At 57.3% G+C, this 12,768-nt stretch carries 13 protein-coding genes and 1 pseudogene; 7 read left to right on the top strand and 7 right to left on the bottom strand.

What is annotated here, in order from left to right; all coding sequences use genetic code 11:
• Positions 1–8: 8 nt before the first annotated feature.
• Positions 9–1,358, bottom strand: coding sequence for an acyclic terpene utilization AtuA family protein (locus tag A9J21_RS21425; protein WP_066739178.1), 1,350 nt, complete (start codon positions 1,356–1,358; stop codon positions 9–11).
• 98 nt (positions 1,359–1,456) lie between these two features.
• On the opposite strand from A9J21_RS21425, the gene A9J21_RS21420 reads away from it, so the two are divergent.
• From A9J21_RS21420 to A9J21_RS31115, 3 genes are all read left to right on the top strand, one after another.
• On the top strand, positions 1,457–2,371 hold the full coding sequence (locus A9J21_RS21420; protein ID WP_066739177.1) for a LysR family transcriptional regulator: 915 nt from the start codon (positions 1,457–1,459) through the stop codon (positions 2,369–2,371).
• 122 nt (positions 2,372–2,493) lie between these two features.
• Complete coding sequence (locus A9J21_RS21415) at positions 2,494–3,480, top strand: tripartite tricarboxylate transporter substrate binding protein (protein WP_066739307.1); 987 nt, start codon at positions 2,494–2,496, stop codon at positions 3,478–3,480.
• Positions 3,481–3,495: 15 nt separating this feature from the next.
• Positions 3,496–4,413, top strand: coding sequence for an SMP-30/gluconolactonase/LRE family protein (locus A9J21_RS31115; protein ID WP_082926550.1), 918 nt, complete (start codon positions 3,496–3,498; stop codon positions 4,411–4,413).
• A gap of 159 nt (positions 4,414–4,572) precedes the next feature.
• Here the strand turns inward: A9J21_RS31115 and A9J21_RS21410 are convergent, their stop codons facing one another.
• From A9J21_RS21410 to A9J21_RS32530, 3 genes and pseudogenes are all read right to left on the bottom strand, one after another.
• Positions 4,573–5,553 (bottom strand): tripartite tricarboxylate transporter substrate binding protein, encoded by a 981-nt coding sequence (locus A9J21_RS21410; RefSeq protein WP_066739176.1) that lies wholly within the window; start codon positions 5,551–5,553, stop codon positions 4,573–4,575.
• 244 nt (positions 5,554–5,797) lie between these two features.
• Positions 5,798–6,223, bottom strand: a complete 426-nt coding sequence (locus A9J21_RS21405; RefSeq protein ID WP_231907008.1) for a TetR family transcriptional regulator C-terminal domain-containing protein — start codon at positions 6,221–6,223, stop codon at positions 5,798–5,800.
• Positions 6,224–6,331, bottom strand: a pseudogene (locus tag A9J21_RS32530) (TetR family transcriptional regulator); the annotation flags it as partial.
• Between the two features lie 163 nt (positions 6,332–6,494).
• On the opposite strand from A9J21_RS32530, the gene A9J21_RS21400 reads away from it, so the two are divergent.
• Positions 6,495–7,382 carry an alpha/beta fold hydrolase gene (locus tag A9J21_RS21400; protein WP_231907002.1) on the top strand — a complete coding sequence of 296 codons (888 nt, stop codon included), beginning with the start codon at positions 6,495–6,497 and terminating at the stop codon, positions 7,380–7,382.
• Positions 7,383–7,397: 15 nt separating this feature from the next.
• Here the strand turns inward: A9J21_RS21400 and A9J21_RS21395 are convergent, their stop codons facing one another.
• Positions 7,398–8,195, bottom strand: a complete 798-nt coding sequence (locus A9J21_RS21395) for a 2-keto-4-pentenoate hydratase (protein ID WP_066739174.1) — start codon at positions 8,193–8,195, stop codon at positions 7,398–7,400.
• Between the two features lie 3 nt (positions 8,196–8,198).
• The gene (locus A9J21_RS21390; protein WP_066739173.1) at positions 8,199–9,167 is read right to left on the bottom strand and encodes a tripartite tricarboxylate transporter substrate binding protein; all 969 of its coding nucleotides are present in this window, start codon (positions 9,165–9,167) and stop codon (positions 8,199–8,201) included.
• Positions 9,168–9,325: 158 nt separating this feature from the next.
• On the opposite strand from A9J21_RS21390, the gene A9J21_RS21385 reads away from it, so the two are divergent.
• Genes A9J21_RS21385 through A9J21_RS21375 form a run of 3 tightly spaced genes read left to right on the top strand, consistent with a single transcriptional unit; the run spans position 9,326 to position 11,861 of the window.
• Entirely contained in the window at positions 9,326–10,432 is a 1,107-nt protein-coding gene (locus A9J21_RS21385) for a CaiB/BaiF CoA-transferase family protein (RefSeq protein WP_066739172.1), read from the top strand.
• Positions 10,433–10,445: 13 nt separating this feature from the next.
• Positions 10,446–10,916, top strand: coding sequence for a VOC family protein (locus tag A9J21_RS21380; protein ID WP_066739171.1), 471 nt, complete (start codon positions 10,446–10,448; stop codon positions 10,914–10,916).
• Between the two features lie 30 nt (positions 10,917–10,946).
• Positions 10,947–11,861, top strand: a complete 915-nt coding sequence (locus A9J21_RS21375) for a LysR family transcriptional regulator (protein ID WP_066739170.1) — start codon at positions 10,947–10,949, stop codon at positions 11,859–11,861.
• Between the two features lie 57 nt (positions 11,862–11,918).
• Here A9J21_RS21375 and A9J21_RS21370 read toward each other — a convergent pair whose 3' ends face one another.
• Positions 11,919–12,686, bottom strand: coding sequence for an enoyl-CoA hydratase/isomerase family protein (locus A9J21_RS21370; protein WP_066739169.1), 768 nt, complete (start codon positions 12,684–12,686; stop codon positions 11,919–11,921).
• Between the last annotated feature and the right edge of the window lie 82 nt (positions 12,687–12,768).

Below are 12,768 nucleotides of genomic sequence, written 5' to 3'. Positions count from 1 at the left end.
CAGAGGCCTCATTGCGTGACGAAATGGAAGCGGGCTGGAACCGCGGAACGAGGAACGAAGCAGGTTTGCATCGAGACGCGCCGGCGCTTATTTAGTCTAACGCCGCCACCTCCTGCAGGACCGTTGTTATATAAAGCGTTCACTTCTCGTAGCATGCGATCGATGACGTCTGCTTCAGCATGAGCACCGGCCACGCGCAGCCGTACATCGCTAGCGAAGCCCCGAGCCGTCGATTTCAAAAGACGTCCTGAGTCGTCGCCACTGATGCTCACGACACCAATGAGATCGAATCGAAGGTGAAGCGCACCTTTCAGGCGAGCTTCAATGACTTGCATGCTAAGGCGAGCGCGGGCTTCGGCATTGCAGCCGGAATAGGATATTTCGGCTTCCCCGAGCCAACCGTCGTCGAAGTAGACGTTGGTCTTTAAGGTATCCGGTCGTTGTTGGCCGCGCACTCCGTGTACACGAACCGCGTTTGCACCTATCTGTTCGAGCTCAAGTTCGCCAATATCTGCCACTACGTCGGGCGTCATGAACCGGGCAGGATCATGGATCTCGTAGATCAGTTGCTCCTTGACGGTCAGTAGGTCAACCATTCCTCCCGTGTCGTCCGCCTTCGTGATGATGCAACTGCCATCTGGGAAGATCTCCGCGATGGGGAAGCCTAGCTTGTCCATTCCAGGCACATCTTTCATGCCGGGGTCGCAGAAGTACCCCCCTGTTACCTGGCTGCCGCATTCCAGGAGATGGCCGGCAATAGAGGCACCCGCCAGCTTGTCCCAGTCGTCTTCTTGCCAGCCAAAATGCGCAATGGCGGGGCCGAGAGTAAGTGCTGGATCGGCGACGCGCCCAGTCACGACGATTTGCGCGCCTGCTTTGAGGGCCTCTGCGATCGGAAACGCACCTTGATAGACATTGGCGCTTACTACCTTCTCCTGTGGCACCGATGTCGCAAACAGAGTTGCCATGGCTTCAATGTGGCCATCCAGAGGAACCTCGTCACCGCTGACTATCGCAATTGTCGGAGTTGGCAGTCCAAGTTCGGCGGCGAGTTCCAGAATCCGTTTGGCAGCGCCCTCTGGGTTGGCCGCGCCGAAATTGCCAACGATTGGAATGCCGTGACTAAGACACTTGCCGAGCACGGGGGATAGTTCCAATGCGAGCAACGGCTCATATCCCAGTTGCGGATCGTTGGACTTCGCAATGTGTGCAAACGCAAGCGTGCGCTCAGCTAGGTTCTCGTAAATTAGTACGGCCGGTTGAGCTCGACGGATCAGCGTGTCAACGACCGGCTCAGCGGCGTCAACTCGATCGCCCGAAAACCCTGCACCGCATCCAACGAGAAGGCTCTTCACCATTGTTGTCTCCTGCTAGAAAATGACTGGCAGGATCTTGCGTCAAGTCTATTTTGTAGTAAATTGGGCTTATTCGTAAAATAATCCTGTTTTACTTAACAATGAGACTTTCGACTGCCCAACTAGACGCATTCTTGGCCTTGTGTGAGACGCTGCGGTTCTCGCTCGCAGCTGAGCGAGTACACGTCTCGACGTCAGCATTCAGCCAGATCATCAGTCGCCTGGAGGAGGATGTGGGCGTACGCCTGTTCGACAGAAGTACCAGGCATGTGGCGCTCACCCCCGAAGGAGAGATATTTGAGCTGGGTGCGCGTCGGATTGCTGCTGAGGTCGATTTTGCGATGGATGAACTGCGCGCGAGAATCGCAGGGAAGTCAGGTGAGGCGTCCATCGCAGCGACTCCTACTCCATGCGTGTCTTGGTTGCCCGAGAGGCTGAGTGAATTCTCAAAGGGCAATAGTGGGATACGGATCAATCTGCGCGATGGTGTGTCTCAGCGGTGCTTTGAGATGGTGAGCCAAGGTATTACTGATCTAGCGCTTGCTGCCGAACCCGGTGATTTGGCTGAGTTCGAGGCTACACCGCTATTTGACGCAGAATTCTCGGTCCTGCTGAGGAAAGATGATCCGCTCTCCGCACGTCGGCGCTTGTCCTTGTCTCAACTAGTCGGGCGAGACTTCGTCCATGTTGCGGGCCGGGGCGACGTTTGGGAGCAACGCCTAATGGATTTGCGAAAAGCTGGCATACGCGATTCTGGGTTCGAGGTGACCAACTTTGGAACGCTGGTTGGGCTGATTAGTGCGGGGTTCGGTTTAGGCGTCGTTCCGCGAATGGCGCTGCCACTTTGCCAGCGCGACGACCTTGTCTCTCGCCCGCTGACTGATGCTCACTTCGTGAGGCGGTTTTACCTCGTTCGTCGGCGCGGAAGAAGCTTATCCACAGCAGCCACGCTACTGTGGGATCACTTGGTAGCTGCCAGTAAAAAGTCATCCTCGACTTTTATCCCATGCAACTGACGTGCCGACGTGGGAGCCTCCTAGTATGCTGAAAACCAGGATAATTGTGCAAACAATCTCGATTATCAGGATTGGATAGTTGGCACATACTCGTCCGCGAAGTACATAAAACGGAGGAGACTATGAGTAAATTCGTGCATGCTGTCCCGCGCATTTGCGCTGTGGCAGTTGGGTTGGTTGCGATGCTTACGAGCCCCTATTCAGTTGCCAAATCTGAATGGCCAACTAGAGCAGTGCGTGTTGTGGTTCCGTTTGGTCCTGGCGGCCCAGCTGACGTGGTGGCAAGAGCGATCGGCCAGAGGTTGAGTGAACGTTGGGGGCAGAGTGTCATCATCGACAACAAGCCGGGGGGGAATACGACGATTGGGGCAGTCGACGTTGTCCGGGCCGCGCCTGATGGATACACGTTGCTTCAGGCGATCAACTCGACATTGACCGTGAACCGGTTCACGTTTTCGAAGTTGCCTTACAACGTGCAAAGCGACTTTGTGCCAATTTCGCTCGTGGCAAACGTACCCGTGGTTCTCGTCTCGAACCCGAAGGTACCTGCGAAGAGCATGGCTGAGTTTCTGGCATTGGCGCGTGCCCATCCAGGGAAATACACCATCGGTGGCGGCACCGTAGGGCTTCAACTCGCGGCGGAGCGTCTAAGCCGGGACGCCAAAATCCAGCTTCAGTATGTACCCTACAAGAGCGGAGCGGATGTCACGCGTGCGTTGGCGGGTGGGGAGATCGACATGGCGGTCGATGGTATTGCCGCGAATCTGCCCTTCATCAGGCAAGGCAAGATGCGCGCGCTTGCCACAAACGACACAAAGCGCATTCCCGCTTTGCCAGATGTTCCTACGCTGGCAGAAGCCGGGCTCATGAACTCTGAGGCGGGGCTCTGGCATGCGATTCTCGCCCCGCGAGGGTTGCCAAAAGATATTCAGCAGAAGATTCAACATGACATCGCTGCAGTGTTGAGCCTGCCTGATATCAGGCAACGGTTCGCAGAATTGGGGATGGAGGCGACGGCCAGCACTTCCGAAGAGTTGTCCCAGAAGATCGAGAGTGAAAGTAAGGCCCTTGGGCCGCTTATCAAAGATCTTGGACTGAAGATGGACTAAGGAGAAACGCTAGCAATGTTCTTCTCCGCTCCGCCTCGCATTGAGGCAACCGTGTTTGCCGAGCTCCCACAACATCTGCGTCCTGCTAAACCGAATGCAGAATGGTGCACTGGCCAACCAGCCGGCACGCCGTCCGAGACGCTCTTGGAGGGGCCGTCGTTCGACAGAGACGGAAATCTATACTGTGTGGACCTGCCGAATGGGCGAATCTTTCGTATCGCCGGCGATGGGAGCTTTGAACTTCTAACGGAGTATGACGGCTGGCCGAATGGACTCAAGGTTCATCGCGATGGCAGGCTATTCGTCGCAGACTTCAAGCGTGGGCTGCTCACGGTCGATCCGCAAACAGGGAAAGTATCGTCATTTCTTGAGCGAGCGGGCCTGGAGCACTTCAAGGCAATCAACGACTTGTTTTTCGCGACAAACGGGGATCTCTACTTCACCGATCAGGGATTGACCGGGCTACATGATGCTACAGGGCGATTATTTCGCGTGACGCGAGACGGTAAGGTATCTTGCCTACTCAGCAACATTCCCAGCCCAAACGGTGTTGTCATGGATTTGGAGGAGCGAAGCGTTTTTGTTGCAGCAACTCGTGCGAATGCCGTGTGGCGCGTACCCCTGGACAAGGATGGCAACGCAACAAAGGTCGGTATTTTTGTCCAGCTATCTGGAGGCAACGGGCCTGATGGCCTTGCGCTCGATGCGCAGGGCGGATTGGCTATCGCTCATGTTGGTTTGGGATCGGTCTGGTTAGTCGATAGATTCGGCGAGCCAACCGCAAGGATTCAGGCAGATGGGCATCGACACACAACGAATGTCGCCTTCGGGGGGCATGACGGTAAGACGCTCTTCATCACGGAATCCGGATCGGGAACTATTCTTCAAGCCAGTGTAGAAATCGGGGGCAACCGAATGTTCTCACACCAGTAGCCCGACCGATGGGGCTTGTCGTTTAGGGATGACGGGGAGTTTGTCGACTTGTTGTTTGTGGGACCGAAGGCTTACGATTCGTACGGGACACGAACTGATTGTCTTTGTGCCGGTTTGCCAAGGGCATGCCGGCACAAAGGAAATGCGAATAGCCACGCGTTAGGTTAGACGACCGAGTTCTCGCAAGCGTTTGACTCTTTGCTTTTCCCGCGCGTAGGTGGAAGCTGCGAATTTCCGATAGTCGTCAGCTCCCAAGTAGTTTACCCGTTGATTCAACTGTTGCAGGACTCGGGTGCTGGCGGGCGATTCTAAGGCAAGTCTGAACGCATCCTGTATGAGCTTGATCCTGGATGGCTCCATCCCCTTCGGACCCGCAATCCCATATGGGGAGTCGACCCACACTGGATACCCTTGTTCGACGATCGTCGGTAGCGTGGGAAAGCGGGCAATTCGCTTCTCTGCGAAGGCGCCGATGTACCGCATCTTTCCAGACTCGATATGTGGGACGGCCACGCCGGAAAGCACGGCCGCATCGATGTGGCCGCCCAAAAGTGCGTTGACGACTTCACTGTCGCCTTTGAACGGCACCGCGTTGACTTTCACCTTGGCGGTGTCTATCAACTCCTCGGCTGCAATGTTGGGAGTTCCAAGAAGCCCTCCACCTGAACCGATGCTGAGATTGTTTGGCCGCTGAGTTGCATCGACCACGAACTCCTTGAATGACTTCCACGGCGCGTCGCTTCGTACAGCGATGCCGAACGTGAAGTCGGTCAACAGGGCGATGTAGGTGAAGCTAGTTAGTGGATCGTAGCTCGTCTTGTTCAGATAGGGCTCGCGATAGACAGATTGCGGTATTACTGCGAGTGTGTATCCGTCGGCGGGAGCGCGGGCCAGCGTTGCAGCCCCGACCGAGCCATTGGCCCCTGGGCGGTTTTCGACGACCACCGGTTGCCCCAATGATTTGCGCGCCTCCTCTGCAAGGACACGAACCACCACGTCCGTGGGACCACCTGCGGGATACGGAATAATCAAAGTGATTGGCTTGGCAGGGAAGGACTCCGCTCGCGACGTGGTGGTGGCAAATGGAATACAGCACGCAGCAGCTAACAAAGTCCGCCGGCGGGGCGAATGAACGGTCATCGTTGTCTCCGTTGTTCTGATCTTCTAGGGCACTTTGAGTGCCCGCCGGAGATGCGCGTGCTGCAGTGTGGAATCGCTGCGTGCGGTGCGACCATACCGGTATAACGATTCTTTCGGCACGACCTTTGGTTTGTCCAATACGGATAATGAATCCATCGATTTATTATCTGTATCGACGTTTGGCCCTATGTGACGACTGTCGTCGAAGTCCGATGCCACTCCGCTGGAGAACCCGTTTCCGTTCCTAGCTCTCCATCGGTAGAGTGGTCAAGAAGCGCTGCATCTGGGAAGAGACGTTGTCGATCGCCTGAACGCTACGACTCGCCCGGGATAGGGCAATTGCGCCTTCGCATGCGGCGATGACAAAATCAGCTGTTTGAGTAGCTTCGGTTGGGCAGACTCCATGCTCTGAAATGGCTTCTGCGAGAAGCAGCCGCCATTCGGTGAATGCGGCGTTTGCCGCTTCGAGTGCCTTTCGGTCCGTCTCGCTGTCCGTAGCCTCGACGGCGATTGCCATAACGGGACAGCCAGCCTGGTAGTCGCTCGCCGCAACGATGTCGCGCCAAACTGAAAAGAACTGCCGCACGCCCTCTACAACGCCACGCTCGAGCGCCTTTCGCAGCTGCTCGGAGATGTATCCAGTGGCCATGGCAACGGCCTCGGAGATCATCTGGGACTTTCCATCAGGAAAGTAGTGATACGTGGAGCCGAGCGGCGCGTGCGCATGCTTGGCGACGTCCCGAATGCTGGTTGCATGTAGTCCACGCCGGCGGAGCATGTCCGCGGCGGCCAATACAAGGCGGTCGCGCGCGGAGGTGTCATTAGAGGGCATGTACAAGCGCATTGCTATAACGAGTGTCATAGCGTAGCATGAGTTTTCGCCTATAACACTCGTTATAACCATGACAGAGGCTGTTGACGTTGGGTCGGGTGCACCGCCCGTGAGGTTGACCATCCCTACCGCGGATGGCTTTCCGCTCGTGGGATATCGTTTCGACGCCCATGGAGCAGAGTTGGGCCGGTTCGTGGTAGCCGGTGCAACTGGCGTGCAGCAGCGCTACTATCGAAAATTTGCGCGCTTTGCTGCTGCGCGCGGCTTTACAACGCTGACTTTTGACTATCGGGGCATCGGACTGTCGCGGCAAGGTTCGTTGCGCGGATTTTCTGCGACTTATCTGGATTGGGCACGGCTAGACGTCACGGCAGTCGTGGCGGCGGCGCGATCGGGCGATACGCCCGTCCGGCTAGTTGGTCATTCCTTCGGTGGGCAGACGCTCGGCCTGCTTCATAACCACGCAGGGCTCAGCGGTGCCTACATTTTCGGGACTGGGGCGGGTTGGGCAGGCTGGATGCCCAAGCTGGAAGCGTGGAAGGTCAGATTGATGTGGAGCGCCGTCTTGCCTGTCCTGGTTGCCACCAAGGGCTACATGGCGTGGAGCAAGTTCGGCATGGGTGAGGACTTGCCTCTGGGCGTTTATCGACAGTGGACGCGTTGGTGCAAGTATCCCCGTTGCTTCTTCGATGACCCCGAGCTCCAGCATTTGACTGCGGCTTTTGCCGAAGTACGTATGCCAATCGTTGCAGTGAATTCGGTGGACGACCTGTGGGCGCCACCGAAGTCTCGGGACGCGTTCATCGAGCAGTACGCGAACTGCGATATTCGGCGCGTCGACCTCTCCCCGCAGCGAGAAACTGCAGGGATAGGCCACATGGGCTATTTCAATGCGGAGGCGTCATGGATGTGGGAAGACGTCCTGTCATGGGCAAGGCCCGTGGCTTCTACCGCGACGTCCCCGGACCAAAGGGAATGCTCGATCGCATGTCAATAGGAAGCCGCTGCGGTGCTACCGAATCTCCACGGCGACATCCCCGACGTCTGCGAACTGCGCCAGGAACTCGTCGCCTGTACGAGCCGCAGCCAGGACGTTGCAGGCACCTGAGCTGACGATATCGTCTTGGCGCAGGCCCATGGATCTCTTGCGCAGCCAGTTCGCGAGCCACGTGACGGCGTGAAGAGGGTTGTTCATGACGTCCCTAGACGACCCTCGGCCGTGCACCTTTCCGTTTCGAATGAGCGTTACGTCGATGCCGTCCTGCAACCTTCGATGCCAGTCAGGAACCGATGCACCATGAATGTAGCGGCCGGAGGCGAAGCCGTCGGCATAGACATACAAGGGCGCAGGAAGCTGCTTGTGCGGGAACCGGCATTCCGCCACCTCAATGCCGATGCGCACGTCGCGGACGGCGCTGGCGACTTCATCCAACGTGTAGGGCGCCATCTTTGGGGGTAGGTTCTGGTCAATTACGAAGAAGAACTCGCACTCGATGACGGGATCCAGCAAAGCCCTTCGTGCGAGGGTGGCCGGCTGAAGGGTGTGAAACTGAGCGAAGGTAATCCCGCATACCGGTCCTGCTGTGCGAAGACGCTCTTGAAGACGGGCGTTAGTCGCCGCAATCTTCCAGCCGGATTGCGTCCACGCAAGGGATTCGGCGACGTCGACCATGATTTCAAAGGCGGCAACCTCGTCGTTGATTTCGAATAGTCGCTCCACATCGGTCACCTGTCGACCACTCGCTCGTGCTTGAGCCAGGGCCTGGACCAGCATCCTTCGTGAGCCTTCGATGTTGTTGACGTCGGCCATGGCTTAGTCGATAGACGCGCCTGTCGCGGTGATTAGACGCTTCCAGGCTTCGGCTTCCGTCTTCATCTTTCGACGCAAATCCTCTGGGGTGCGCTGTGACGGCAGGTTGAGCCCGCGTGCTTTCAGTTGTGCTTGCAGCTCTCCGTCGTCCTGAACTCGCTTACTAACTGCGACGAGGAATTGCTGGACTTCGGAGGGAATGCCAGCAGGAGCAAGCAGCGCGAAGAAGACGCTGACATCGATGTCTTTCATACCTTGCTCCTGCAAGGTAGGGACCTGCGGGAGTAGCGCCGAACGTTCCGCAGAGGTTACGCCGAGGATCTTCAGCTTGTTGGCTTTCAGGAATGGATCGGCCGTGAAGACGTCGGTGAAGGTCATTGTGACCTGATTTCCCAAAAGTGCTTGAAGCGCGGGTGCGGAGCCTTTGTACGGCACATGCATCAATGAGATTCCTGCAGCCTTGGCAAACAAGAGCCCCGAGAGATGGGTTGTCCCACCGCTACCGGCAGAAGCAAAAGTTGCCGGGTGCGCTTTGGAATAGGCAATGAGTTCCGGGATCGAGCTGACGGGAAGGGCTTCGTTGACCAAAACCGCGTTTGGCATGCTGCCGAAATCGGCCACCGGCTCGAAGTCCTTGAGAGGGTTGAATTTCAGGGACCTGTAGAGGCCTGGATTGATGACCAGTACGGGCGAAGACCCGAAAAGTAGGGTGTAACCATCCTTTGTCGCTCTGGCGACATACTCGCCCGCAATGTTCCCGCTAGCGCCGGCCCGGTTCTCAACGATGACCGGCTGGCCGGCCAGGGTGCTCATTCGGGTGGCGACGGCGCGGGCTATAAGGTCGGCGGGCCCTCCCGCAGGGTACGGCACGACAAACGTAATGGCTCGTGACGGAAAATCGGATTTGGCCAGGGTAAAGGGCGCTGCAAAGGCCAGAGTGAGCAGCAGCAGGCCGCGGATGGTGTTCTTCATGGTTGTCCCCGTTGTTCGTAGTTTGCTTATCTTGGGTAATCGTACGGCTGCCGGAGGCGCCATGATTCTGAATCTGATATGGACCGATACGAACTTTGTATTGAATGAGAAGACGCGTTCTCTACCATGACGTTTCGTCACAACGTCGGTCGGAGAACATGGAAAATCGATTGCAGTACGGGGCGCTAACAGGGCTCCGCGTCCTGGATGCGTCCAGGGTGCTTGGTGGACCGCTAAGCGGCCAGATTCTTGGGGACCATGGCGCCGATGTCCTCAAGGTGGAGGGGCCCGAGGGCGACGATACGCGTCAATGGGGGCCACCTTATCTGGGGAGTAACTCTGCGTACTTCTCCGGCGCAAACCGCAATAAGAGCAACACGATCCTGAATCTTCGAGATGCCGCGGACCGTGAAAAATTCCTAGCGTTGCTCGACCAATCGGATGTGCTGATCGAGAATTTCAAGCCCAGCACGCTCCAAGGTTGGGGATGGGACCTTGGGACATTCCTGCAGCGCAATCCGAGGCTGATTCACTGCCGTGTATCTGGATTCGGTGCGAATGGTCCATACGGTGGCTTGCCTGCCTACGACACCGCTGTCCAAGCGCTATGCGGGCTCATGAGCGTGAATGGTGATGAAGCATCCGGGCCGTTGCGCGTCGGGCTTCCAGTCGTTGATATGACGACGGGTCTGAACGCCACGATTGGCATTCTTCTGGCCTTGCAGGCACGTAATCAAACTGGGCGCGGTCAACTGGTGGAAACGACGCTGTACGCAAACGCTGTCTCGTTGCTTCACCCGCACGCCGGCAACTTCCTTTCGACGGGCAGCTGTCCGCAGCCGACAGGGAACGCCCATCCGAATATCTATCCCTATGACAGATTCGAGACGGCAACCGGACCCATTTATCTGGCGGTCGGCAACGATACTCAGTTTCGAACGTTGTGTAGCGAGTTGGCCCTCGAGGATGTCGCGCTGGATGAGCACTTTGCAACCAATCCAGCAAGATCGGTGAACCGTGGAGTGCTTAGGGTAGTCCTTCGGGCTGCTCTGAGTGAACGTGACGGACGCGCGATGGTTGACTTGCTGGTACGAAAGGGTGTGCCATGTGCCCCCATCAGTTCGGTCCAAGAGGCGCTGCAGGATCCGCATACAGCGCATATGGGCCTGCTTGTTGAGATGGCGGACGGCTACAAAGGAGTGGCTTCGCCCATCATGCTGAGCGAGACGCCTCCGACATATCGGATGCCGCCTCCTACGCTTTGAAGAGGATACTGCAATGTCGTTCGATGAAACCAATGCACGTTTTCCGTATGGTTCGAGGAAGCGTTACCACTTGCACCATCCGCATCTCCTTTGTGCTGATCTCGAGGCCACTATTCGGTTCTATCGCGAATGGTTCGATGCGGAGGTGGCGTGGGATGGTATCTACGCAGGAACACGCAATGTTTTCATGAAGATTGGTATTGGTGCTATGCACTTGTATGAGAAGCCGGTTGACACTTTGAAGAAGAATGCGGTGCATCATCTAGGCTTTCAGGTGGTGGGTCTTCAGGAGTTGCATGACCGGATGAAGTCGGCTGGTCTGCATATTCCGTCTGGCGTCCGATCGTCACACGGAGGCGGCTATTTCATGGTCGAGGCGCCAGATAACGTCTTGCTCGAAGTCTTCGAACCTGGCCCTGAGCGGCCAGCCGACGTTCTGGCATACTACGGATACAACCAGCCAGAAGAAGAGCCGCGTTCGTAATTGCATGCGCGCGGCACATAAGAGCCGTGTATGCACAAGGAAGCGATTGAGTTGCGTCACCTCCGCTATTTCGCAGCATTGGCGGAGGAACTTAGTTTCGGCAGGGCAGCAGCGCGATGTCACGTCTCTCAGCCACCATTCAGTGTGGCGATCCAGCAGTTGGAGTCTTTTCTAGGCGTCACGCTGGTCACGCGAAGTAGCCGTAGCGTTGAGTTGACGGAGTCTGGGCGCCAGTTCTATCAGCGCGCTGTGGCGCTCATCAGCCAGGCGAACGCTTCGTTCGACGAAGTCCGGCGATTCGACGGCTTGCTGGCCCAGCGCTTCAATGTCGGATTTCACGCCTCAATGTTGTATCGCGGGCTAGGCGATGCCATTGGTGCGTTCCGAACTCAATTCCCGGATGTCCGCGTCTCACTTCATGAGATGTCGTCGATGAGTCAGCTCGACCGAATTCAACGGGGAGAGCTGGACGTCGGCTTCACGCACTCCATCGTCCCTCATCAGGAACAGCTAATTGATTGCACGACGCTCTTCAACGAGCGTTTCATGATTTGTGCGCCCAAGCACTTCAAATTGCCGAACGAACCGCTGGATCTGGTGCGCCTGAAGGATGAGAACTTCATTCTTTTCAACAGAAGCTCCTCACCGTATTACTTCGATACGATTTTGAGTCTTTGTGTCGCAGCAGGTTTCTCGCCTCGGATCGAGCATCGCGTAAGCCAATGGCTGACTGCGGTATCCGCAGTCTCGATGGGCATTGGTGTCGCCATCGTGCCAGAATGCCTTGCGACAACAGGCATCGGTGGCGTTATTTTTCGAGACATAGAGACGGCAGTACGCTCGCCAGTGCAGTACCTGGTGGCGAAGGACGCGAACGCCCAGTACGCGACAGCCATGCTGGACTTTGCGCGTACCCATATAAGGCCGTCGCGGGGTGCCAACTGACGGACGGCGGTGTTCTGAGGGGAGGGGCGTTGGGAAACGCCCCTTACGCCGACTGTATCAGCCCCAATTCGCGCTACGCTTTTCCACGAATGCCGAGATGCCTTCGCGCGCATCGTCGGTAGCTGCAACGCGACAGAACGTATCTACCGCGTAGGAAACTCCGCGACGGTAGTCACTGTCGACGGCTCGGTGGAATGCCGCTCTGCCAATGCGCATCGCGGATGCGGATTTGGCAGCTAGGCTTGCCGCCAGTGACCGTGCCTCCTCGAGCACCATGTCCGCCGGAACGACGCGATTCACCAGATGCAAGGCGTGCGCCTCGCTCGCAGTGAAGGAGCGCCCAGTGAAGAGCAAATCGAAGGCGACGTGACGACCTACGATGCGCGGCAAGTGGGTAAAGTGGATCGCCGGCAGCATGCCAACGTCAATCTCCGGGTAGCCGAAGCTGGCATCCTCGGCAGCCACAATCAGATCGCAGGAGATCGCCAGCGTCATGCCGCCGCCGCGCGCAGCGCCACTCACCGCGGCAATGGACGGCTTGCCGAGGCGATACTGTGCTTCTGACAACTGGACGTAAAGCTTGTCCAGTAGCGTGTGGACGGTATCTGCCGAAGCACCCTGCAGCGCTGCGATATCAAGCCCGGCACAGAATCTTTTTGGTGCTGCGCTTGCAACGATGACTGCGCGAGCCGAGTCGTCGGCGGCGGCGCGATCCAACGCCCGAATCAGCGCGTCAACCATCGGAACGGTCAGTGCATTGACAGGCGCGTTGTCGAGAACGATTTCGGCGACGTGGTCGCGGACGGTATAGGTGACTAGAGACATGGTCTGCTCAATATTGGGTTGGGCTAGGCGGCTGCGGTTGTCGCAGCGGAAGTCACGGTGCCAGCGCGGTGCAGGCCTTCAA

The organism is Cupriavidus sp. D384 (assembly GCF_001652915.1).
Lineage (GTDB): Bacteria > Pseudomonadota > Gammaproteobacteria > Burkholderiales > Burkholderiaceae > Cupriavidus.
This window is presented reverse-complemented; position numbering and strand designations above follow the sequence as displayed.

What these genes read in the sequence shown, in the direction of transcription:
- A9J21_RS21425 (WP_066739178.1), bottom strand. Translation starts at nt 1,358, where the DNA reads ATGGTGAAGAGCCTTCTCGTTGGATGCGGTGCAGGGTTTTCGGGCGAT.
- A9J21_RS21420 (WP_066739177.1), top strand. Translation starts at nt 1,457, where the DNA reads ATGAGACTTTCGACTGCCCAACTAGACGCATTCTTGGCCTTGTGTGAG.
- A9J21_RS21415 (WP_066739307.1), top strand. Translation starts at nt 2,494, where the DNA reads ATGAGTAAATTCGTGCATGCTGTCCCGCGCATTTGCGCTGTGGCAGTT.
- A9J21_RS31115 (WP_082926550.1), top strand. Translation starts at nt 3,496, where the DNA reads ATGTTCTTCTCCGCTCCGCCTCGCATTGAGGCAACCGTGTTTGCCGAG.
- A9J21_RS21410 (WP_066739176.1), bottom strand. Translation starts at nt 5,553, where the DNA reads ATGACCGTTCATTCGCCCCGCCGGCGGACTTTGTTAGCTGCTGCGTGC.
- A9J21_RS21405 (WP_231907008.1), bottom strand. Translation starts at nt 6,223, where the DNA reads ATGATCTCCGAGGCCGTTGCCATGGCCACTGGATACATCTCCGAGCAG.
- A9J21_RS21395 (WP_066739174.1), bottom strand. Translation starts at nt 8,195, where the DNA reads ATGGCCGACGTCAACAACATCGAAGGCTCACGAAGGATGCTGGTCCAG.
- A9J21_RS21390 (WP_066739173.1), bottom strand. Translation starts at nt 9,167, where the DNA reads ATGAAGAACACCATCCGCGGCCTGCTGCTGCTCACTCTGGCCTTTGCA.
- A9J21_RS21385 (WP_066739172.1), top strand. Translation starts at nt 9,326, where the DNA reads ATGGAAAATCGATTGCAGTACGGGGCGCTAACAGGGCTCCGCGTCCTG.
- A9J21_RS21380 (WP_066739171.1), top strand. Translation starts at nt 10,446, where the DNA reads ATGTCGTTCGATGAAACCAATGCACGTTTTCCGTATGGTTCGAGGAAG.
- A9J21_RS21375 (WP_066739170.1), top strand. Translation starts at nt 10,947, where the DNA reads ATGCACAAGGAAGCGATTGAGTTGCGTCACCTCCGCTATTTCGCAGCA.
- A9J21_RS21370 (WP_066739169.1), bottom strand. Translation starts at nt 12,686, where the DNA reads ATGTCTCTAGTCACCTATACCGTCCGCGACCACGTCGCCGAAATCGTT.